Source organism: Pantoea jilinensis, from assembly GCF_019104105.1.
GTDB lineage: Bacteria > Pseudomonadota > Gammaproteobacteria > Enterobacterales > Enterobacteriaceae > Pantoea > Pantoea eucalypti.
In genome coordinates this window covers 3,552,150-3,571,115 of the sequence record NZ_CP077746.1, presented here as the reverse complement: position 1 = coordinate 3,571,115, position 18,966 = coordinate 3,552,150, and the positions used below count along the sequence as shown (strand labels likewise).

The 18,966-nt window shown below is 54.9% G+C and carries 17 protein-coding genes; 6 read left to right on the top strand and 11 right to left on the bottom strand.

Translation table 11 applies throughout. The features are described 5' to 3' along the window. Positions 1 to 75: 75 nt before the first annotated feature. Positions 76 to 498, top strand: coding sequence for a ribonuclease E inhibitor RraB (rraB, locus tag KTJ90_RS16845; protein ID WP_003851004.1), 423 nt, complete (start codon positions 76 to 78; stop codon positions 496 to 498). Positions 499 to 554: 56 nt separating this feature from the next. Next, a complete protein-coding gene (miaE, locus tag KTJ90_RS16840; protein ID WP_039658912.1) occupies positions 555 to 1,316 on the top strand; it encodes a tRNA isopentenyl-2-thiomethyl-A-37 hydroxylase MiaE in 762 nt (253 codons plus the stop codon). 35 nt (positions 1,317 to 1,351) lie between these two features. On the opposite strand, the gene KTJ90_RS16835 is transcribed toward miaE, so the two are convergent. Then, positions 1,352 to 1,855: a GNAT family N-acetyltransferase gene (locus tag KTJ90_RS16835; protein WP_008925451.1), complete on the bottom strand. Its 504-nt coding sequence runs from the start codon at positions 1,853 to 1,855 to the stop codon at positions 1,352 to 1,354. A 96-nt stretch (positions 1,856 to 1,951) separates the two neighbouring features. On the opposite strand from KTJ90_RS16835, the gene KTJ90_RS16830 reads away from it, so the two are divergent. Further along, positions 1,952 to 3,166, top strand: coding sequence for a hypothetical protein (locus tag KTJ90_RS16830; RefSeq protein ID WP_499025528.1), 1,215 nt, complete (start codon positions 1,952 to 1,954; stop codon positions 3,164 to 3,166). Between the two features lie 48 nt (positions 3,167 to 3,214). Here the strand turns inward: KTJ90_RS16830 and KTJ90_RS16825 are convergent, their stop codons facing one another. The 3 genes from KTJ90_RS16825 to pepA all read right to left on the bottom strand — a co-directional run bounded on the left by KTJ90_RS16825 (position 3,215) and on the right by pepA (position 8,111). Beyond that, positions 3,215 to 6,070, bottom strand: a complete 2,856-nt coding sequence (locus tag KTJ90_RS16825) for a valine--tRNA ligase (protein WP_003850996.1) — start codon at positions 6,068 to 6,070, stop codon at positions 3,215 to 3,217. Positions 6,071 to 6,075: 5 nt separating this feature from the next. Beyond that, positions 6,076 to 6,534 (bottom strand): DNA polymerase III subunit chi, encoded by a 459-nt coding sequence (locus tag KTJ90_RS16820; protein ID WP_008925453.1) that lies wholly within the window; start codon positions 6,532 to 6,534, stop codon positions 6,076 to 6,078. Positions 6,535 to 6,599: 65 nt separating this feature from the next. Continuing rightward, the gene (pepA, locus tag KTJ90_RS16815; protein WP_010251654.1) at positions 6,600 to 8,111 is read right to left on the bottom strand and encodes a leucyl aminopeptidase; all 1,512 of its coding nucleotides are present in this window, start codon (positions 8,109 to 8,111) and stop codon (positions 6,600 to 6,602) included. Between the two features lie 268 nt (positions 8,112 to 8,379). Here pepA and lptF point away from each other — a divergent pair, with 268 nt between their 5' ends. Together lptF and lptG are read left to right on the top strand one after the other, a co-directional pair. Further along, the gene (gene lptF, locus KTJ90_RS16810; protein WP_033762289.1) at positions 8,380 to 9,480 is read left to right on the top strand and encodes an LPS export ABC transporter permease LptF; all 1,101 of its coding nucleotides are present in this window, start codon (positions 8,380 to 8,382) and stop codon (positions 9,478 to 9,480) included. Further along, complete coding sequence (gene lptG / locus KTJ90_RS16805) at positions 9,480 to 10,556, top strand: LPS export ABC transporter permease LptG (RefSeq protein WP_033762287.1); 1,077 nt, start codon at positions 9,480 to 9,482, stop codon at positions 10,554 to 10,556. The genes lptF and lptG overlap by 1 nt, the downstream gene beginning before the upstream one ends. A gap of 104 nt (positions 10,557 to 10,660) precedes the next feature. Here the strand turns inward: lptG and KTJ90_RS16800 are convergent, their stop codons facing one another. The 6 genes from KTJ90_RS16800 to KTJ90_RS16775 all read right to left on the bottom strand — a co-directional run bounded on the left by KTJ90_RS16800 (position 10,661) and on the right by KTJ90_RS16775 (position 16,789). Beyond that, positions 10,661 to 11,770: a M20 family metallopeptidase gene (locus KTJ90_RS16800; protein ID WP_003850991.1), complete on the bottom strand. Its 1,110-nt coding sequence runs from the start codon at positions 11,768 to 11,770 to the stop codon at positions 10,661 to 10,663. Next, positions 11,767 to 12,525: a glutamine amidotransferase gene (locus KTJ90_RS16795; protein ID WP_499025523.1), complete on the bottom strand. Its 759-nt coding sequence runs from the start codon at positions 12,523 to 12,525 to the stop codon at positions 11,767 to 11,769. The genes KTJ90_RS16800 and KTJ90_RS16795 overlap by 4 nt, the downstream gene beginning before the upstream one ends. A 12-nt stretch (positions 12,526 to 12,537) precedes the next feature. Next, entirely contained in the window at positions 12,538 to 13,617 is a 1,080-nt protein-coding gene (locus KTJ90_RS16790) for a phosphotriesterase family protein (RefSeq protein ID WP_008925458.1), read from the bottom strand. 3 nt (positions 13,618 to 13,620) lie between these two features. Beyond that, positions 13,621 to 14,622, bottom strand: a complete 1,002-nt coding sequence (locus KTJ90_RS16785; protein ID WP_164913091.1) for an ABC transporter permease — start codon at positions 14,620 to 14,622, stop codon at positions 13,621 to 13,623. A gap of 22 nt (positions 14,623 to 14,644) precedes the next feature. After that, positions 14,645 to 15,391 carry an ATP-binding cassette domain-containing protein gene (locus KTJ90_RS16780; RefSeq protein WP_003850984.1) on the bottom strand — a complete coding sequence of 249 codons (747 nt, stop codon included), beginning with the start codon at positions 15,389 to 15,391 and terminating at the stop codon, positions 14,645 to 14,647. Positions 15,392 to 15,766: 375 nt separating this feature from the next. Continuing rightward, complete coding sequence (locus KTJ90_RS16775) at positions 15,767 to 16,789, bottom strand: LacI family DNA-binding transcriptional regulator (RefSeq protein WP_008925461.1); 1,023 nt, start codon at positions 16,787 to 16,789, stop codon at positions 15,767 to 15,769. A 324-nt stretch (positions 16,790 to 17,113) separates the two neighbouring features. Here KTJ90_RS16775 and KTJ90_RS16770 point away from each other — a divergent pair, with 324 nt between their 5' ends. Beyond that, on the top strand, positions 17,114 to 18,064 hold the full coding sequence (locus KTJ90_RS16770) for an ABC transporter substrate-binding protein (RefSeq protein ID WP_003850981.1): 951 nt from the start codon (positions 17,114 to 17,116) through the stop codon (positions 18,062 to 18,064). On the opposite strand, the gene KTJ90_RS16765 is transcribed toward KTJ90_RS16770, so the two are convergent. Continuing rightward, positions 18,057 to 18,938, bottom strand: coding sequence for a PfkB family carbohydrate kinase (locus KTJ90_RS16765; RefSeq protein WP_003850979.1), 882 nt, complete (start codon positions 18,936 to 18,938; stop codon positions 18,057 to 18,059). The genes KTJ90_RS16770 and KTJ90_RS16765 overlap by 8 nt on opposite strands. Positions 18,939 to 18,966 lie beyond the last annotated feature (28 nt).

The following is an 18,966-nucleotide window of genomic DNA, read 5'->3' as shown; positions in this document are numbered from 1 at the left end:
TTCGTTTTGTGTAGTGGCGCGACAGGCAGTGTGGGAAAATAATTGATTATTGCCGAACTCAGAGAGGACATTGTCATGGCATATGAAGCATTACTGGAAGAGCAGCAGGAAGAGACGCGGCAGGTTATTGAAGAGCTGCTGGAGGATGGCAGCGATCCTGATGCGCTCTATACCATCGAGCATCATCTCTCATGCAATAATTTTGATTCACTGGAAAAAGCCGCGGTTGACGCCTTCAAGCTGGGTTATGAAGTGACCGAGCCGGAAGAGCTGGAGCTGGAAGATGGCACCACGGTGATGTGTGTCGATATTATCAGCGAATCTGCACTGAAGCCGGAGCTGATTGATGCGCAGGTTGAACAGCTGGTGAACCTGATTGGCAAGTACAACGTCGATTATGACGGCTGGGGCACCTATTTCGAAGATCCCGATGCCGAAGATGAAGACGAAGATGACGACGCCATCGAAGATGAAGATGATAATGGTATTCGCCACTAAGTAGCCGGGGCGGAGAGTTCTCCGCCTGTCACCTCTGCCACACCTGTTTTGACATCATGAACTACGCACCGTTACTTGAACCGATCTATCAGTTTCTGCACTGTCGCACGCCACAGGCCTGGATTGATGAGGCGCGCAAACCAGAAAATCTGACTCTGCTGTTAACCGACCATCTGGTGTGCGAACTGAAAGCCGCGCAGACTGCGGTGTGGTTGATCCGCAAATATGTCGCCGACAAACCCAGCGGCGACGCTATTCTGGCGTGGCTGAAGCCCTATGAAGATTTTATCTTCCGCGAAGATGGCGACAGCGACTTTATCAATGCCCATAAAAACCTGACGAAACGCATCATCGTGCGCAATGCGCTGCCCTGGGCGGATGAGCTGGTGGAGAAGATGGTGTTGCTGATTAAAGAGGAGCTGCATCACTTCTATCAGGTGTGGGAAATTATGCAGTCGCGCGGGCTGGTTTATCAGAAGATCACCTCCAGCCGCTACGCCAAATCGCTGCTGCGTGAAGTGACGACGCATGAGCCGGAAACCCTGGTGGATAAGCTGATTTGTGGCGCTTACATTGAGGCGCGCTCCTGCGAGCGCTTCGCCAGTCTGGCACCCTATCTTGATGACGAACTGGCAAAGTTCTATCTGTCGCTGCTGCGCTCAGAGGCGCGGCACTATCAGGATTATTTAACGCTGGCGGCGCAGATTGCCACTAAAGACATTACGCCACGCGTGCAGGCGATTGGGATAACAGAAGGGCGGTTAATCAGCGAACCTGACACCGAATTACGCTTTCACAGCGGCGTTCCGGCGTTCTGAACCAATCCTGGCAGCGGGGCTGGCAGCCCCGATTGTCATAGCTGTTTAAGCATCCGCACTTCGCAGTCGACATGGCCGGTACAACCCATCGCGCTATCGATATGCTCAAAGCCCAGCGACTCATAGAGTTTAATGGCCCGCGTCAGGCTGGCGGTGGTTTCCAGATAGCAACGACGGAAGCCGTGGCCGCGTGCATGCTCCATCGCCCTCAGCGCCAGTTCGCGCGCCAGACCCTGCCCGCGCACCTCCGGCAGAAAGTACATCTTTTGCAACTCGCAGATATCGGGCGCGCTGCAGGCGAGAGGCGCAACACCGCCGCCACCGACCACCTTGCCCTGATATTCAATAATCCAGTAGGCGCTCTGGTCGGCACTGTAGAGCTCAAACAGGTGATCCAGCTGGGGATCGGAGACGGTGTAGCCCTTGTCAGCCGTCAGGCCGAACTCCGCAGAAACGTCGCGAATCACCTGGGCAATATGCGGATTATCGGCGACAGTAATCGGCCGTATTATGAGTGAGGGCTGGGTTTCAGGGGTCATGGCAAAATAGCGTGGTTAAAATCGGTTAGACATTCACCAGAAATAGCATTATCGTCAGGGAAAAGCAATATTGATTGACGTGCATGGAGGCATTAAGTGATTTTCTCTCGATTTTTTAAAATCATCAAAGAGCTATTTCCTCTTTTTATTATCGCAGGTTTTATTAACGTATGGGGCTATTTAAAATGGATAGGCAGACTGGATGTTTTTCCGCTTATTATTAATAATGTGTCTGGCGTAATTGCTGTGTTAATTACTTCACTGCTTTTCTTTAGTGTCTTTTCTATGACGCTACTCCTGCCTTCTGGATTTTGCACACTTTCAGGCACGCTGAGTAAGAAGAAAACAAAACTAAAAATCAGATATAATGAGGGATGCTGCGCAATTAGCGCGCTGACCGCGATATTGGTTGCTTTTTTTGCACTTCTCTTTTTGGATAAATTATCTATCTGGTGGGTTGCAGGAGCGGCAGCTATCATCGCCTTTCTATTACATGTTTATGTTAATAACAAGTTCAATGGGCACAGACAACAGCATCGTCGTTTCCTGATAGCGCGTAGTAAAAGAATAAGAAGTTGCTCTGCGCCTCTGACGCCAAAAATCAGGTGGCGATTCATTTGGGAAAAGATAAAAGCGAGTAAGGCGTTTATTAATTTAATTTACACCCTATTTGCATTAATGGTCGCTCTTTTTTCCGTTTTGCCGCTTAGGTTTCTGGTGCAAGGAAATATCTATTTCACACATGAGAAACCGTGGGTGCAATATTTTATTGTAGTCGCAATTTATATTCTTCTTTTTATGCCGTCTTTACTTTCTCTTTTGACGAATAAGGTCAAAGCTCAGCATGGTTTTAAAGCTGTCATGGCTTTCTTTCCGGCGCTGGTAATTGCCATTTTCTGGCTATTTTCCGTTCAGCTTATACAGATTAATCAACGCGCGATTGAAATCGTCGGCATGGCTTCCTGGCATGATCAGGTTTTTGCTTTTAAAACGGAGAGCTTTCCAGCCTATTATTTCCCCCAGAATATTTGGGGAGTAAATAATATGAGGGGCACAGAACGCATGATAGTAGGGATCAAGGCTTTTTCAAACGGTGAAACGTATCTGATCTGCCCAAAACAGTTGGGCGCATTGAGGGAGATCGCATTAAAAAATAATGCCTTCACCTGGCAGGTCGATGAAAAAGCCAAAGCAGAACTTGTCGAAATGAGTCAGTACTGTTTGCTAGCGAAGAGCGATCAGGTCCGGTCTGGTGCCGCGATTAGCGCACTCTTTAGGTCGTTACCCTACACGTTACATTTTTATCCATAAAAAAACCCCGCGCCAGCGCGCAGGGTTTTTTTCAGAGCAATGAATTAATCAGAGCGCCGCAATGACCGCCTGCTGTTCAATCAGTTTTGCTTTTGATTGTTGCAGGTCTGCCACACGTTCGCGCTCTTTCGCAACGACCGCTTCCGGCGCGCGTGAAACAAAGCCTTCGTTCGCCAGCTTGGTCTCGATCTTCTCGATCTCCACATCCAGCTTAACCAGCTCTTTCGCCAGACGCTCCAGCTCAGCGGTTTTGTCCACCAGATCCGCCATCGGGATCAGCAGCTCTGCGCCTTCAACCAGCTTGGTCACCGACACCGGACCTTTCTCGCCCGCAGGCAGAATGGTCAGGCTTTCCAGACGCGCCAGGCGCGACAGGAAGTTGCGGTTAGCTTCAACGCGACGCAGCGCTGCAGGCGAGCAGTCACGCAGCAGCACATCCAGTGGCTTGCTCAGCGCGATGTTCATCTCGGCACGGATATTACGCACCGCGACGATCGCCTGCTTCATCCACTCAATGTCCGCTTTCGCTTCGGCATCTTCTTTCGACGCATCGTAGTGCGGGAAAGGCTGCAGCATAATGGTGTCGTCGCTGATATTTTTCAGTCCCTTCACGCGCTGCCAGATGGTTTCAGTGATAAACGGAATGATCGGATGCGCCAGGCGCAGCAGCGCTTCCAGCACGTGAACCAGCGTATGGCGGGTGCCACGCAATTCAGATTCACTGCCGCTGTTCATCACCGGCTTGGTCAGCTCCAGATACCAGTCGCAGAACTGGTTCCAGGTGAAGTCATACAGCAGGTTAGCCGCGATATCGAAACGGTAGCTATCCAGCGCTTCACGGTAGGCTTTTACTGTGTTGTTGAACTCGGTCAGAATCCAGCGATCCGCCAGCGACAGCGTCATATCGCCGCCGTTCTGTCCGCAATCCTGGTCCTCAGTGTTCATCAGCACAAAGCGGCTGGCGTTCCACAGCTTGTTACAGAAGTTGCGATACCCTTCCAGGCGCTTCATGTCCCAGTTGATGTCGCGACCGGTTGAGGCCAGTGCTGCCAGCGTGAAACGCAGCGCATCGGTGCCTGATGGCTCGATGCCGTCCGGGAACTGCTTCTCGGTACGTTTGCGGATCTTCTCAGCCAGCTGTGGCTGCATCATGTTGCCGGTGCGTTTTTCCAGCAGCGCTTCCAGCGAAATGCCGTCGACCATATCCAGTGGGTCAATCACGTTGCCCTTGGATTTCGACATCTTCTGACCTTCTTCATCACGGATCAGACCGGTCATGTAGACGGTTTTAAACGGCACCTGCGGTTTGCCGTTTTCATCTTTGATGAAGTGCATGGTCAGCATGATCATGCGGGCAATCCAGAAGAAGATGATGTCGAAGCCGCTGACCAGCACGCTGGTCGGATGGAAGGTACGCAGCGCTTCGGTGTTTTCCGGCCAGCCCAGGGTGGAGAAGGTCCACAAACCGGATGAGAACCAGGTATCCAGCACGTCGTCATCCTGACGCAGCGCCACATCGGCGGCCAGGTTGTTCTCAGCGCGGACTTCCTCTTCGGTACGGCCAACGTAGACGTTACCGTTGTCGTCATACCAGGCCGGGATGCGGTGACCCCACCAGAGCTGACGGGAAATACACCAGTCCTGAATATCACGCATCCAGGAGAAGTACATGTTTTCATACTGCTTCGGCACGAACTGGATGTCGCCATTCTCAACGGCTTCAACCGCCACTTTCGCCAGCGGCGCGGTACGCACATACCACTGGTCGGTCAGCATCGGCTCGATAACCACACCGCCACGGTCGCCGTAAGGTACGGTCAGGTCGTGCGGTTTGATCTCTTCAAGCAGACCCAGTTCATCGACGGCGGCGACAATCGCTTTACGCGCGGCAAAGCGCTCCATGTGCTGGAAAGCAGCCGGGATCTCATCGGAACAGGCATCGCTGGCTTCGCCGTTGGTGTCATACACCTGAGCGCGGTCGCGGATATCACCGTCGAAGGTCAGAATGTTGATCATTGGCAGTTTGTGACGACGACCGACTTCGTAGTCGTTGAAGTCATGCGCCGGGGTGATCTTGACGCAGCCGGTGCCTTTTTCCATGTCGGCATGTTCATCGCCCACGATCGGAATCAGACGACCCACCAGCGGCAGCATTACAAATTTGCCGATCAGATCTTTATAACGTGGATCTTCCGGGTTAACCGCCACGCCGGTATCACCCAGCAGGGTTTCCGGACGGGTAGTGGCGACCACCAAGTAATCTTTGCCGTCAGCGGTTTTTGCGCCGTCAGCCAGCGGATAGCGGATATGCCACATTGAGCCTTTGCTCTCGCGGTTTTCCACTTCCAGATCGGAGATCGCCGTGCGCAGCTTAGGATCCCAGTTTACCAGGCGCTTGCCACGGTAGATCAGGTTCTCTTTATAGAGGCGAACAAACACTTCTTTAACGGCATTGGAGAGGCCATCGTCCATGGTGAAGCGCTCGCGCTCCCAGTCGACGGAGTTACCCAGACGGCGCATCTGACGGGTAATGGTGCCGCCAGATTCTGCTTTCCACTGCCAGATTTTGTCGATGAATGCATCGCGGCCATAGTCCTGGCGCGTTTTGCCTTCTTCAGCCGCAATTTTGCGCTCAACCACCATCTGCGTGGCGATGCCCGCGTGGTCAGTACCCGCCTGCCACAGGGTATTTTTCCCCTGCATGCGCTGGTAACGGATCATGGTGTCCATGATGGTTTGCTGGAAGGCGTGACCCATGTGCAAGCTACCGGTGACGTTCGGCGGCGGGATCATGATGCAAAAGCTTTCCTGGCTGGTATCGCCATTCGGTTTGAAGTAGCCCTGCTTTTCCCAATGCTCGTAAAGCGGCTGCTCGATATCTTGCGGGTTATATGTCTTTTCCATTTCTGCTATGTCGTTTGCGGCTGTGGTGGCGCTGCCGTATTCAATTGGAATCCAACGCTGCGATACGCTTTATAGCGGTCGCGCGCCAGTTGTTTGAGAGCGTCTTCGTAAGGAACGAAGTCTATCACTTCATGGAAAGCAGTAGCAAAATCTGCGAAGTGGGGCAGCAGGCTAATCAGCAGGTCGCGCTGTGAACTGCCGCGACGCTGGGGCCAGGCCAGTTCGACCGGCGCACCGTAGCGCGGGCCTTCGCCCGCCAGGTTGTGCGGCACAAAGGCATTTGCTGGCCGTTGCCACAGTGCTTCATCAAGACGAATGGCTTGCTGCTCATCTTCGCAGGCGATCAACACCCGCTTTCCGGCCCGCCAGCGTGTTTCCGCCAGATTGCACACCAGCGCTTCAACGGCGCTAAGGCCATCGCTCGTTGCATCGGTTTCCAGCACGTAGAAGGTTGCGTTTTTCATCGGTTTGCTCATCAGAAGATCAAGGGCGGAATCAGATCCGCCCTTGCTGTCAGAAAAGAGGGCGCTTAGTCGTCGCCGTTCAATCCTGCCCGATTCAACAGAAACTGCGACAGCATCGGCACCGGTCGTCCGGTGGCGCCTTTGGCTTTACCGGAGCGCCAGGCGGTGCCGGCGATATCCAGGTGCGCCCAGTTATATTTGCGGGCGAAACGTGCCAGGAAGCAGGCGGCGGTAATCGCGCCACCAGGACGGCCACCAATGTTCGCCATATCGGCAAAGTTGGACTCCAGCTGCTCCTGGAACTCATCCGCCATCGGCAGACGCCAGGCGCGATCGCCCGACTGCTCCGAAGCGCTAATCAGCTCATGTGCCAGCGGATTGTGGTTCGACAGCAGGCCGCTGATGTGATGACCCAGCGCAATCACGCAGGCGCCGGTCAGTGTCGCCACGTCAATCACCACTTCCGGGTCGAAACGTTCGACATAGGTCAGCGCATCGCACAGGACCAGTCGGCCTTCGGCGTCGGTATTCAGCACTTCAACGGTCTGGCCAGACATGGTGGTCAGCACATCGCCCGGACGCATTGAACGTCCGTCCGGCATGTTTTCACAGCCCGCCAGCACGCCGACCACGTTCAGTGGGAGATTCAGCTCGGCCACCATACGCATCACACCATAGACGGCGGCTGCGCCGCACATGTCATACTTCATTTCGTCCATGCTGTCGGCAGGCTTGATGGAGATGCCCCCGGAGTCAAAGGTCAGCCCTTTGCCTACCAGCACAATCGGCCGCGCTTCCGCATCCGGATTGCCTTTGTATTCAATCACCGACATCAGCGATTCGTTTTGTGAACCGGCACCGACCGCAAGATAGGCGTTCATGCCCAGCTCTTTCATCTGCTGTTCGCCGATCACGCGGGTTGTGACATTTTTACTGAAAGCGTCCGCCAGCTGACGTGCCTGTGACGCCAGATAAGCGGCGTTACAGATATTGGGTGGCATGTTGCCGAGATCTTTCGCTGCTTTCATACCGGCTGCAACCGCTAAGCCATGCTGGATTGCGCGTTCGCCGCTGGTCAGTTCACGGCGGGTCGGCACGTTAAACACCAGTTTGCGCAGCGGACGACGCGGCTCTGCTTTGTTACTTTTCAGCTGATCAAAGTTGTAGAGTGCCTCTTTAGAGGTCTCCACCGCCTGACGCACTTTCCAGTAAGTATTGCGGCCTTTGACATGCAACTCGGTCAGGAAGCAGACCGCTTCCATTGAGCCGGTATCGTTCAGTGTATTAATGGTTTTTTGAATGACTTGCTTGTACTGGCGTTCATCCAGCTCACGCTCTTTACCGCAGCCAATCAGCAGAATACGCTCTGACAGGATATTTGGCACATGATGCAGCAGCAGTGTCTGGCCCACTTTTCCTTCCAGCTCGCCGCGGCGCAGCAGGGCGCTGATATAGCCGTCGCTGATTTTATCCAGCTGCTCGGCAATCGGTGACAGACGACGCGGTTCGAAAACGCCAACGACAATGCAGGCACTGCGTTGTTTTTCCGGGCTTCCGCTTTTTACACTGAACTCCATGCACTCTCCTGAATCTTAAAGACAACGGCCGCTGCTGCCGCTAGAATGTAGCGCGCTCATGACCCATTTATTCATTGTCGCAGCATGACATTCTGCCGCTGGAGGTCATAATGAATCAGGGTGACAAGATGTTGTTTTTTCACCACCCGGACGCGTTTTTCATACAAATTTAGCTACGGCGACGGCCATTGATGAAGAAAAATGGCTGATAAGCGTTGAAACTAGCGATTTTCCTGCAAAAAGACAAGTTTTCACAGGCGTACTAAGCGTGATCATCATTAGATATCTGGTTCGGGAAACGCTCAAAAGCCAGCTGGCTATCCTGTTTATCCTGTTACTCATCTTCTTTTGTCAGAAGTTAGTCAGGATCCTGGGTGCCGCGGTGGATGGCGAAGTGCCGACAAACCTCGTTCTGACATTGTTAGGACTCGGTGTGCCTCAAATGGCACAACTTATACTGCCCTTAAGTCTGTTTCTGGCAATTCTGATGACGCTGGGGCGTCTCTACACGGAAAGTGAAATTACCGTGATGCACGCCTGCGGCCTGAGTAAAGCCGTCCTGGTGAAAGCCGCGATGATATTGATGCTGTTCACCTCCGTGGTGGCAGCGGTTAATGTCATCTGGCTGGGACCATGGTCATCCCGTTATCAGGATGAGGTGACACAGAACGCCAAAGCCAATCCGGGTGCGGCAGCCATGGCCGCCGGACAGTTCCAGACCTCCGGCGACGGCAGCGCCGTACTGTTTGTCGAGAATGTGAAGGGCAACAACTTTGGTAACGTCTTCCTGGCGCAGTTACGGCCAAAAGGCAACGCGCGCCCTTCGGTGGTGCTGGCTGACAGCGGCCACATGGAACAGCGTAAAGATGGCTCGCAGGTGGTGACGCTGGATAAAGGCACCCGCTTTGAGGGCACCGCACTGCTGCGTGATTTCCGTATTACCGACTTCACCAACTATCAGGCGATTGTGGGCTATAAAGCGGCAACGCTTGACCCTAACGATTCAGAGCAGGCGAGCCTGAGCGACCTGGTCGCGAATAAAACACCTGATTTCCAGGCTGAGCTGCACTGGCGTCTGACGCTGGTGTTCGCGGTGCTGGTGATGGCGCTGATGGTCGTGCCGCTCAGTGTGGTGAATCCACGTCAGGGGCGCGTGCTGTCAATGCTGCCTGCGATGCTGCTCTATCTGATCTTCTTCCTGCTGCAGAGCTCGCTTAAATCGAGCGGGGCGAAAGGGCGGCTCGATCCGGCGCTCTGGATGTGGGTAGTGAATATCAGCTATCTGGTGCTGGCGGTGCTCCTTAACCTGTGGGATACGGTGCCGATGCGTCGGATTCGCGCCCGCTTTACCCGCGGAGGGTCGGTCTGATGTTTCGCGTACTTGACCGCTATATTGGTAAAACCATCTTCAATACCATCATGCTGACGCTGTTCATGCTGGTGTCGCTTTCCGGCATCATCAAGTTCGTGGACCAGCTGCGTAAAACCGGCCAGGGCAGCTACAGCGCGCTGAGCGCCGGTTATTACACTCTGCTGAGCGTGCCTAAAGATATTGAGATTTTCTTCCCGATGGCGGCGCTGCTGGGGGCGCTGCTGGGACTGGGCGCGCTGGCGCAGCGCAGTGAGCTGGTAGTGATGCAGGCGGCGGGCTTTACCCGTATGCAGGTGGCGCTGTCAGTCATGAAAACGGCGATTCCGCTGGTGCTGCTGACCATGGCGATTGGCGAGTTTGTCGCGCCGTCGGGCGAGCAGATGGCACGTAACTACCGGGCGCAGCAGCTTTACGGTGGCGCACTGGTCTCGACGCAGAATGGTCTGTGGGCGAAAGATGGCAATAGCTTCATCTATATTGAGCGCATTAAAGGCGACAACGAAATTGATGGCGTCAGCATCTACAACTTCAATGACCAGCGTCGTCTGCAGAGTGTACGTTACGCGGCGACGGCCACATGGGACAAAGACAAAAAACGCTGGTTGCTCTCCCAGGTCGATGAGTCGAACCTCACCGATCCAAAGCAGATTACCGGTTCACAGAGCCTGACTGGCGAATGGAAAACGAATCTGACGCCAGATAAGCTGGGTGTCGTCGCGCTGGATCCAGACGCATTATCGATTCGCGGTCTCCATAGCTACAGTAAATATCTGAAGCAGAGTGGTCAGGAAGCGGGAAGATATGAGCTGAATATGTGGAGCAAAATCTTCCAGCCGCTGTCCGTCGCGGTGATGATGCTGATGGCGCTGTCATTTATCTTTGGTCCGCTGCGCAGCGTGTCGATGGGTGTGCGTGTCGTCACCGGTATCAGCTTTGGCTTCCTGTTCTACGTGCTGGATCAGATTTTCGGCCCGTTAAGCCTGGTTTATGGCTTGCCGCCGATTCTGGGCGCAATTCTGCCGAGCTTTGCGTTCTTCGCGATCAGTATGTTTATGTTGATTAAGCGGCGCTAACAGTCAGCCGCAAAAAGGCCGCCTCTCAGGGCGGCCTTTTTCATGGCACGCACCCTGTGCCATTTCAGTCATCCCGCAGTGTCATAAATCCCTTCATTAATGCATCAACGCATCCAGTCGTTTATCACTGCACCATACAGCGTTTCCGCTTCTGCTAACCGGGTCAGCAGGCAATACTCATCGGTCTGATGTGCCATTGAGGGCTCGCCGGGACCCAGGATAATACAGGGCGGCGTGCCCAGCGCGGGCAGCAGTAATGATGCATCGGTAAAGTAGGGCACAATGCGCGGTGTCAGCGGGGCGTCATGTAATGCCTGACAGTGCTGATAAACCGACTGAATCCAGGCCTGATTCTCTTCGCTCAACACCGCTGGCAGATCCACCAGCGTCGTCACCGTGACGCTCTCTCCCAGTAATGTTGTCAATTGCTGACGAATTGCTGCGTGATGCAGATTGGGCGCGCTACGGATATCCACGTCAAACTGCGTACGATCGGGCACGGAATTAATGTTCAGACCGCCGGCAATGCGTCCGACGTTAATGGTTGGCTGCTTCATCAGCGGATGAGGTGCGCCGGGTGAGAAGTGCTGAATCTTGCCCAGTGCCTCCGCCGCCAGATAAATGGCATTAATACCCAGCTCAGGCATCGCGCCGTGCGCTGTTTTGCCCCGGGTTTCACAGCGTAGCCAGAGTGCGCCTTTGTGGCCGATAACCGGATAGTTGCTGGTAGGCTCGCCGACAATCAATGCGCCAACCTCGGGCAGGTCGGTGGTATCAATCAGTGCTTGCGCACCGTCGCACCCCGTCTCTTCCCCGCCTGTGATCAACAGGACAACACCCGACCCTTGCTGAATTGCCTGCTGGTGCGTCACGCAGGCGACGGCAAAGGCCGCGACGGCGGCCTTCATGTCACTCGATCCCCGCCCATATAGCCTGTCGCCCACAACTTCTCCAAACGGATCGTACTGCCAGCCGGCGTTGCCGAGAGGAACCGTATCCAGATGGCCGGTAAACGCTAACTTCGGTCCAGGCAGGCTGCCAGGCAGGCTGGCAATCAGGTTCAGGCGGTTTTCACCGAAGGTCGACAGGGTGACGTCGAAGCCACGCTGCGTCAGCCAGTCTGCCAGGAACTGCATGCAGGCTGCTTCATTGCCCGGGGGATTAATGGTGTCAAAACACAGCAGTTGCTGCGCCAGTATCAGGCTCTGGCTCATTCGCCACGCACCGTTAACCAGTCCAGACAGTTGATCCACAGCTGGCGATAACCCGGCCACTGTGCAAATTCCTGCGGCAGCCAGTGCGCCGACATATCACTGGTCCAGACCAGTGAACGGCCCTGCTGATATTCGCGCACCGCCAGCAGCGGATGTTCCGTGCCGGCAATGGTCGCCAGCAGTTTGCCTTCAGGGTGCATTTCCACCTCGTTATAACCCAGTAACCATGGCCATTCGTTGGGGATATCACTAAACAGCGAGTGAGATTCCGTGACGCTGGGATAAGCCCCTTCAGGCGTTTCAATGCGGTCATCCCAGGCCAGGCAGCGCACTGGCAAGACTTTCTCCACGGCCGTGTTGCGATAGCGCGCACCGCCATTGATACCCTGAAAACTAAAGTAGCCGCCAATCATCATCAGTGCGCCGCCTGCGGCCACATAGTCGTGGATCAGTGTCAGGCGGTTCGCTGTGCGCTGGCTCTTTAGCCAGGTATCCGGGTGCAGCAGCAACGTATTCGCACCGATGTCGGACAGAATGATCGCGTCCCACTGCGAAAGCCCATCAGGCGTGAGTGGAAACTCGGTGGCGGCAGCATGAGCGGGCATATAGGTGATGGCATAATCACTGTCGGCCAGCGCTGCCATAAAGTCGGTTGCGCCATTATGCCAGGTGGCAGTGGCAAACTGATCGAAGCCTTTGACGTGAACGGACGTGCTGGTCCAGGACTCGCCGACCAGTAAAATTTTCTTCTGCATTACGGTTCTCCCTTACCCACCAAAAACGCGCTGTGGGTTAGCAATCAGTAAGGTTTCAAGTTGTTCGCCGCTGACGCCATGGCGTTTCAGGCGCGGAACAAAATGTTTAAGGATGTAGCCATAGCCATGACCGCCGTAGCGGGTCAGCATGGTTTTCAGGAACACGTCCTGCGACAACAACACCTGTTCAATAAAGCCGTCATCAATCAGCTCGCGAATGGCGCGGGCATTCTCCTCATCGGACGGCGACTGCGCAGATTCATCGGCGTAGTAATAACTCATGCCGATCATGTCGTACTCCAGGAAGGCTCCGCGCTCTGCAAGCTCGCGCTGGTAACGCTTATCCGCAAAGCTGGGGTTCATATGGCACAGCACGACATGGCGCAGGTCAGCCCCTTCTTCTTCAAGAATATCCAGGACACGATGACCCAGACGCTCCCAGCCGGGCAGATGCACCTCAATCGGCACATTTGTCGCAGCGCTGGCGCGGCCTGCAGCCCGCAGGGATTTCTCTTCATTGGGGGTAAAGCGGCTGGAAACGCCGATCTCACCAATAAGACCTGCCAGCACGTCGGGTTTATCTTCTCTGCCGCCCAGGTCGTAAATCAGCTTGTCGGTCAGGGCTTCAATGCTGATCGTTTTCATCCAGTCAGGATGTGACGGTTCCAGATACAGCCCGGTGCTCATGATGATATTCAGCCCGGTCAGGCGCGCGATCCGCTGCAGGGCTTTGGGATCGCGGCCAATGCCGATATTCGTGGGATCCACCACCGTATCGCCGCCCAGCGCCCGGAACTTCATCAGCTCTTCAATCGCCAAATCCACATCAAACAGCTGACAGTTGTCGCGGCTGATAAGCGGGTTGAGTGACAGTTCGCCCAGGTTTTCAATGCTGACCGGCATTTCCGCCAGATGACGATCGCCGCAGCAGCAGGGCGGCACCCATTTGCCTGAGGCATCCAGCAGAATATGTTCGTGCATCAGCGTTACGCCCATTTCACTCACCGGCAATGGCCCGAGCACGGTCATCACATAGCCGCTACTGATACCCAGTGGCAGCGGATCGGGATGGCGAAAAATAGAATGTTTCATGCGCTATCCTTTCGCCGCCGACCGCGTCGGGTTGAGAATGCGGGTGTTCAGCCAGATGGCCAGCAGAATAATCGTACCGGTGGCGATCTGCGTATAAAACGGGGAGATATGCGACAAAATCAGGCCGTTCTGGATGATGGCAATCGACAGCGCGCCTAACAGCGTGCCAACAACGGTGCCGAAGCCGCCGAACAGGCTGGTACTGCCCAGCACCACCGCAGCGATGACCTGCAGCTCAAAGCCTTCGCCCTGGTTAGAAGAGCCGCTGCCCAGGCGAGCAGTGATGATCATGCCCGCCAGCGCCGCCGCCATACCGCTGATGATGTAAACTTTCATGGTGACGGCTTTGGTATTAATCCCGCTACGGCGCGCACCTTCTGCATTTGCACCAATGGCCGTGACATAGCGACCAAAACGCATATGGTTCAGCACGATATGGCCGACCACCAGCACCACGATGCCAATCAGCGCAGGCATCGGCACACCCAGCACCCATGCGCGTCCCATAAAGGCGAACAGGCTGTCAGCGGGGATGGGAATGGAGTAACCCTGAGTGATCAGCAGCGCCACGCCGCGCACCACCGCCAGCGTCGCCAGCGTGACGATAAAGGCAGGAATGCCTTCATAGGCGATAAAAAAGCCGTTGATAGCACCGACCAGCGCACCCAGCAGCAGGCCGCCCAGCAAGACCACCGGCCAGGGCAGGCCCCAGTTATTCAGGGCGATGGCGGACAAGGCGCCGACAAGGGCCAGTGTTGACCCCACGGAAAGATCGATCCCACCCGTGGTAATCACCAGCGTCATCGCCGTGGCGACGATCAGCAATGGCGCACTCTGACGGATGATATTCAGCCAGTTAGCGCTACTGAGAAAGTTGCCGGTGATCAGAGAAAACACCACGCAGCAGAATACGAAAAACAGCGCGATGCTGACTACGCCAGAGTGGTTATGCAGAAGGCGACGCGGCAGCGAGTGCTGTGCCATACGGGAACTGCTCAGATTCATAATAGTCATCCTGTTACCTCGCTCAGTGCGCTGCGGCCGAGCGGGCGACAAATTTTTCACCCACGATCAAATTGACGATCTCAGTCAGGTCCGTATCGGCCACCCGGCGCTCCGCCACGTTGGTGCCCTCGTACATCACCATGATGCGATCGCAGACCAGGAACAGATCCTGCAGGCGATGCGTGATCAGGATGACGCTCACGCCACGTGCTGACACCCGGCGGATCAACTCCAGTACCGCCTCCACTTCGGCGACGGCCAGCGCGGCGGTAGGTTCATCCATGATCAGCACTTTGGGATCGAAAGCGGCCGCGCGCGCAATGGCAATCGCCTGGCGCTGCCCGCCGGATAAATTGCGCACCAGCAGCCGGGTATCCGGGATAGAAATCCCCAGCCCTTTCAGCATCTCCCGTGCATCAGCGTGCATTTTCTCTTCATCCAGAAACGGAATGCCGAGAATGGACTTCATCGGCTCACGTCCCATGAACAGGTTGCCTGCCACATCGACGGTATCGCACAGCGACAGGTCCTGATAAACCATCTCGATATGGCAGCGGCGAGAATCCGCCGGGTTACTGAAATGCTGGTCCTCACCATCAATACGAATCGTACCGCTGGTTGGCACGACAGCCCCTGACAGCACCTTGGTCAGGGTCGATTTGCCCGCGCCGTTGTCGCCCACCAGCCCCAGCACTTCACCTTTAGCCAGTTGCAGGTTTACGCCGCGAAGCGACCGTATCGCGCCGTAGGTCTTGGTAATATTCACCATCTCTACCCGTGTCTGGGCAGTTTGTGCTTGCTGCATGTGATTACTCCCATCACCGCTAACAGGACTGTCAATCTGCATGTAAAAGGGGTTATCCGGCACGGTTTACACCCTTGTAAACCGGTTTACCTGCAGGATAAAACCTTTGTCTCAACACACAGAACAACACGCTACAACGATATTTGTTTGCCAGGTACGACATTGCAGCTTCCGTGCCAGCCTGTGAACAGGCGCTACACTCGCGGTCTAACTAACTGTAATAAAATGCATTTAACATTTTACTTTAGGTAAACCGGTTTACTTACTATAAACCTGAGAAATTAAAAAGCTCATTATTTGCGCCAAAGCTGTGCGCTTTTGCGCCATTCTGGGACGTTGTTAACAAATTTGGATCGAGTCACGCGCCACCCACTCTACCGGCAGGCGGGTTTCGGCGGGGATCGACAGGTCATCATTCAGAATACGCAACATAATCTCTACCGCCGTGCGGCCCAGCTCGCGTGCGGGCTGGCGGATGGTTGAAATACGGGGTAGGGTGAAGTCGGCATAGGTCGCGTCATCAAAGCCCACCAGCGACAGCGCTTCGGGTGCTTTGAGTCCGCGCGCGCGCAGGCCATCCATCAATCCCAGCACGAGAAAATCACTGGCAGCAAAGACGGCGGTAGGGCGCTCAGCGCAGCTAAACAGCCGTTCCAGCGCCTGTTTACCGAACTCGCGCTGGTATTCGCCATACATCACCCATTCAGGCAGGACATGCAGGCCAGCCTGCTCCATGGCGGTGCAAAAGCCCTGGTAGCGTTCACGCACACTCATCAGTTCATCCGGACCGCCGACAAAGGCAATGTGCCGGTGACCTGCGGCGATCAGGTTTTCGGTAGCAATCCGGCCTCCCTGAACGTTGTCGGCAAAGACCTTAGGCACCACGCTACCCGGAATATCTTCATCCAGCAGCACGATGCGCTGGTGGCGGTTAATTTCTTTACGTAACAGGCCGTTATCAGGATGGTTGGTGGTAAACAGCAGGCCGTCCACCTGGCAGGTATCCAGCCAGCGGATAAACTGACTCTCTTTGCCAGGGTGGTTTCGGGTAATGCAGAGCACCAGGCTGTAGCCATGGGCAGAGGCGGCTTCTTCGGCGGCATCCGCCAGTTCGGCAAAGAAGGGGTTGGTAATATCGGGTAGCACCAGCCCCAGGGTTTCACTGCCGCCCTTGCTCAGGCGACGAGCCAGGCTATTACCGCGATAATCCAGCTGGCGAATCGCCGCTTCAATGCGGTCGATCGTCTCCTGCGGCAGGATAATGCTTTGATTCATATAGCGGGAAACGGTCGCTTTTGACAGTCCGGCCAGCGCTGCAACATCGGATAACAGCACCCGTTTTTTACTCATATCATCTGCCATCTTGCCCGGAATCGGCTATCAGTAACACAGTTGCGCGCAGCGAATACAGTTTTTTCCCTGACCGCTGACGATAAAATAATCGCTTGACAAAATTTAAGCAGAAGCGAATGTTAGAGGCAGTTTACCGCATTACCCGGGAGTCACTCCCAAGCCCGATTACTCTCTTTCATATGTGCACCATAATGGACGGTGTGCAGAAAGTCGATTATTCAGGTCCTGGCTGAAGCAGCCATTCAGACGATATTTGCCCGCCAACAATAATCCCTCTGCATTTCGATGCGGAGATCGACTGGTTATCTCTCATTCCCGACGAGGAATTTTAAGATGATGGCATTTAACACCAGAAAACTGCGCGCTGTTGCACTGGCAACCGGCTTACTGTCTGCGGGTTCGTTATTTTCATTGGCGCAAGCCGCTTCCACATATGCGCTGGTTCAGATTAATCAGCAGGCCCTGTTTTTTAATCAGATGAACAAGGGCGCCCAGGAAGCAGCGAAAGCAAGTGGTAAAAATTTAGTGATCTTCAATGCCAACGATAATCCCGTGTCGCAGAACGATGCGATAGAAAATTATATTCAGCAGGGCGTGAAGGGCATTATGGTGGATGCAATTGACGTCAACGGCATTATGCCAGCCATAAAAGAAGCAGCGGCAGCTAAAATACCGGTGATTGCCATTGATGCGGTATTACCAGCGGGGCCGCAGGCAGCACAGGTGGGCGTGGATAACCTGGAAGGCGGCAAAATTATTGGTAAATATTTTGTCGACTACGTGGCGAAAGATATGGGCGGCAAAGCGCGGCTGGGCATTGTGGGCGCACTGAATTCGGCCGTACAGAACCAGCGTCAGAAAGGGTTTGAAGAAACCATCAAGAGCAATCCGGGTATCACCGTGGCGGATGTGGTTGATGGTCAGAACGTGCAGGATACTGCGATGACAGCAGCAGAAAACCTGATTACCGGTAACCCGGATTTAACGGCTATCTACGCGACCGGTGAACCCGCTCTGCTGGGTGCGATTGCTGCCGTTGAAAATCAGGGGCGCCAGAAGGAAATCAAAGTCTTTGGCTGGGATCTGACCTCAAAAGCCATCAGCGGCATTGATGGCGGTTATGTCACGGCCGTGCTGCAGCAGGATCCGAAAAAGATGGGTGAAGAGGCAGTAAAAGCGCTGAACGCGCTTACGTCGGGCAAAACGGTGGCAAAAACCATTCTGGTGCCGGCCACAGTGGTAACCAAAGCTAACGTGGACAGCTACCGCGCGATGTTTAAGTAATCGCTGACTCGCCGCCTGACTGGAGCAGTGCGGCGAGCTCTTCTGCAGTGGGAAAGGCCTGACGTGTGCCATAACGGCTGACGGTCAGCGCAGCAGCCTGACTGGCATGCGCGAGTGCTAATGCATCAATGTCACCCTCGCGCAGGATCGCGGAAGCCAGCATCACGGCCAGAAAAGTATCGCCTGCGCCGGTGGTATCTACTGCATCGGCGGGGTGCGCCGGGCAGAATATTCGCTGGTCGCCCTGAGTGAGCCAGACACCTGCACTTCCGAGCGTAGTCACCACTGTGTTTACTGCGTCGGGCTGTAACTGTTGCGCTTCGTGCTGATTGACCACGGCGATATCCACCAGCGACCAGCATGCGGCAAAACCGGCGTGCACTGGCGAGGGGTTAAAGACGGTAATCAGTCCCTGGGACTTAGCCAGACTGAACAGCGCATGGGTTTTCTCAGGGGAGAAATTGCCCTGCTGCACCAGCAGATCGCCCGGACGCGCGCTGGCAAGATGGTGGCGAAGCGTATCAATATCCAGCGCCTCGGCCGCCGCCTTACTGGTAATAATGGCGTTATCGCCATCGGCGCTGTGCAGAATAAGTGAGGTGTCGCTCAACGCGGTAATGGACTGCGTGGGCAATAACGTCACGGGCTCGTTCATGAGCTGCTGACGGATCCATTTTCCATTGCTGTCATGACCGGTCGCGGCAAGTAAACAGGTCTCGATGCCGCAGCGGGATAATACGATCGCCTGGTTCGCGCCTTTGCCGCCGATATCCTGCGAACGTTGATAACCGTGAACAGAGGCGCCCTTAGCTGGAATATCGGTAACAGACCAGGTTTCATCGACAGTAATATTACCAGCCACATAAACACGCATAGTGTTTTCCTGAACAGGATTAAGAAGC

Excerpts from the sequence above, each read along its gene's own strand:
- rraB (WP_003851004.1), top strand. The coding sequence starts at position 76 with ATGGCATATGAAGCATTACTGGAAGAGCAGCAGGAAGAGACGCGGCAG.
- miaE (WP_039658912.1), top strand. The coding sequence starts at position 555 with ATGAACTACGCACCGTTACTTGAACCGATCTATCAGTTTCTGCACTGT.
- KTJ90_RS16835 (WP_008925451.1), bottom strand. The coding sequence starts at position 1,855 with ATGACCCCTGAAACCCAGCCCTCACTCATAATACGGCCGATTACTGTC.
- KTJ90_RS16825 (WP_003850996.1), bottom strand. The coding sequence starts at position 6,070 with ATGGAAAAGACATATAACCCGCAAGATATCGAGCAGCCGCTTTACGAG.
- KTJ90_RS16820 (WP_008925453.1), bottom strand. The coding sequence starts at position 6,534 with ATGAAAAACGCAACCTTCTACGTGCTGGAAACCGATGCAACGAGCGAT.
- pepA (WP_010251654.1), bottom strand. The coding sequence starts at position 8,111 with ATGGAGTTCAGTGTAAAAAGCGGAAGCCCGGAAAAACAACGCAGTGCC.
- lptG (WP_033762287.1), top strand. The coding sequence starts at position 9,480 with ATGTTTCGCGTACTTGACCGCTATATTGGTAAAACCATCTTCAATACC.
- KTJ90_RS16800 (WP_003850991.1), bottom strand. The coding sequence starts at position 11,770 with ATGAGCCAGAGCCTGATACTGGCGCAGCAACTGCTGTGTTTTGACACC.
- KTJ90_RS16795 (WP_499025523.1), bottom strand. The coding sequence starts at position 12,525 with ATGCAGAAGAAAATTTTACTGGTCGGCGAGTCCTGGACCAGCACGTCC.
- KTJ90_RS16790 (WP_008925458.1), bottom strand. The coding sequence starts at position 13,617 with ATGAAACATTCTATTTTTCGCCATCCCGATCCGCTGCCACTGGGTATC.
- KTJ90_RS16785 (WP_164913091.1), bottom strand. The coding sequence starts at position 14,622 with ATGAATCTGAGCAGTTCCCGTATGGCACAGCACTCGCTGCCGCGTCGC.
- KTJ90_RS16780 (WP_003850984.1), bottom strand. The coding sequence starts at position 15,391 with ATGGTGAATATTACCAAGACCTACGGCGCGATACGGTCGCTTCGCGGC.
- KTJ90_RS16775 (WP_008925461.1), bottom strand. The coding sequence starts at position 16,789 with ATGGCAGATGATATGAGTAAAAAACGGGTGCTGTTATCCGATGTTGCA.
- KTJ90_RS16770 (WP_003850981.1), top strand. The coding sequence starts at position 17,114 with ATGATGGCATTTAACACCAGAAAACTGCGCGCTGTTGCACTGGCAACC.
- KTJ90_RS16765 (WP_003850979.1), bottom strand. The coding sequence starts at position 18,938 with ATGCGTGTTTATGTGGCTGGTAATATTACTGTCGATGAAACCTGGTCT.